The 2,239-nt window shown below is 69.6% G+C and carries 1 protein-coding gene; it reads right to left on the bottom strand.

Annotated elements, in window-relative coordinates; genetic code table 11:
• A partial coding sequence (locus tag FZ029_RS32700; protein WP_149274368.1) for a calcium-binding protein occupies positions 1-2,239 on the bottom strand: 2,239 nt, incomplete at both ends.

Here is a 2,239-nt window from a genome sequence, read left to right as displayed (position 1 = left end):
GCACCGCCGGTCAGGGTGTCGACGCCCGACACGGTGATCGTGTTGGCCGTGTCGCCCAGCGTGATCACGTCGGTGCCGGCCGCGCCGATCAGGGTCTCGACCCCGCGGGTCAGCAGGGTGCTGCCCGACGTGGAGAGGCTGACGACGTCGGTGGAGGCGCCACCGATCAGCAGTTCGATGCCCGAACCCAGCGCCATGGTGACGCCGGTGTCGCCCAGGAACACCCAGTCGGTGCCCGCACCGCCCGACAGCGTGTCGATGCCGCGGGTGATGACGGTGTTGCCCGAGGAGCCCAGGGTGACGACGTCGGTGCCCGTGCCGCCGACCAGGAACTCGATGCCCGAAGCGGTCATCGTCACGCCGGCCGAGCCGGTGAAGACGATGTCGGTGCTCGCACCGCCGGTCAGGGTGTCGATGCCGGTGACGGTGACCGTGTTCACCGTGTCGCCGAGCGTGATCACGTCGGTGCCGGTGTTGCCGATCAGGGTCTCGATCGCACGGGTCAGCAGGGTGGCGCCCGAAGTGCTGATGTTCAGCACGTCGGTGGCCGTGCCGCCGACCAGAACCTCGATGCCGGTGCCCAGCGTCATCGTGTTGCCGGTGTCACCCAGGAACACGACGTCGGTGCCCAGGCCGCCGATCAGCGTCTCGATGCCGCGGATGGTGGTGGTGTTGCCGGCCGAACCCAGGGTCAGGACGTCGGTGCCGGTGTTGCCGATCACGAAGTCCGCGCCCGAGACGGTCAGGGTCGCACCCGCCGAACCGGTGAAGATCACCTCGAGGCCCGTGCCGCCGATCAGCGTCTCGATGCCGAGAGCCAGCAGCGTGCCGCCGGCGGTGCCGATGGTCACGATGTCGGTGCCCGTGCCGCCGACCAGGGTCTCGATGCCCGACACCACCAGCGTGTTGCCGGCCGTGCCCAGGGTGACGATGTCGGAAGCCGAACCGCCGGTCAGCGTCTCGATCCCGCTGACGAGCAGCGAGTTCGCGGTGTTGCCCAGCGTGACGACGTCGGTGCCGACGTCACCGGTCAGCGTCTCGATGCCGCGCAGCAGCACCGTGTTGCCGGCCGTGCCGAGGGTGACCACGTCGGTGCCGGTGCCGCCGATCAGGATGTCGATCGCCGAAACCAGGGCCGTCGTGCCGCCCGAACCCAGGAACACCAGTTCCGAACCCGTGCCGCCGGCGATCGTCTCCAGCGCATTGGCCAGGAAGGTCGAGCCGACCGTGCCGATGGTGATGACGTCCGTGCCCGTGCCGCCGGTCACCGTCTCGAGCGCCGAAACCAGCATGGTGGTGCCGGCGGTGCCGATGGTGATGACGTCGACGCCGGCGCCGCCGGCCAGGGTCTCCAGCGCCGAGACCAGCATGGTGGTGCCGGTGTCGCCGATGGTGATGATGTCGGTGCCGCCCTGACCCGTCAGGGTCTCCAGGCCGCGCAGGATGACCGTGTTACCGGCCGTGCCCAGCGTGACGACATCGGTGGTGGTGCCGCCGACCAGGATCTCGAGACCCGAGGCCAGGACCGTGTTGCCCGAGGAGCCCAGGAACACGAGGTCGGAGCCCGTGCCGCCGGCGATCGTCTCGATGGAGTTGGCGAGCAGGGTGCTGCCAGCCGTACCCAGCGTGATGACGTCGGTGCCCGTGCCGCCGGTGACCGTCTCCAGAGCCGAGACCAGCATGGTGGCGCCGGCCGTGCCCAGGGTGACGACGTCGGTCGAAGCGCCGCCGGTCAGGGTGTCGATCAGGGTGGCGAACAGCGTGTTGCCGGTCGAACCCAGGGTGATCACGTCGGTGCCCGCACCGCCGTTCAGGGTCTCGATCGCCGACAGCACCATGGTGGTGCCGGTGGTGCCGAGGCTGACGACGTCGGAGCCCGCACCGCCAACCAGCGTGTCGATCAGCGAGATCGCCAGCGTGTTGCCGGTATCGCCCAGCGTGACGACATCGGTGCCCGCAGCGCCGGTCAGCGTCTCGATGCCGCGCAGCAGCACCGTGTTGCCGGCCGTGCCCAGCGTGACGACGTCCGTACCGGCGCCGCCGATCAGGATGTTGACAGCCGACACCGTGACCGTGTTGCCGGCCGCGCCCAGGAACACCAGTTCCGAACCCGTGCCGCCGGTGATCGTCTCCAGAGCATTGGCCAGGAAGGTCGAGCCGACCGTGCCGATGGTGATGACGTCCGTGCCGCCCTGGCCGGTGATCGTCTCCAGAGCCGAGACCAGCAGGGTGTTGCCGG

The sequence above is a fragment of the Azospirillum sp. Sh1 genome (genome assembly GCF_008365135.1).
Classification (GTDB): Bacteria; Pseudomonadota; Alphaproteobacteria; order Azospirillales; family Azospirillaceae; genus Azospirillum; species Azospirillum oryzae.
Note: the sequence above shows the minus strand (reverse complement) of the source record. Positions and strands in the feature narration are given on the sequence as shown.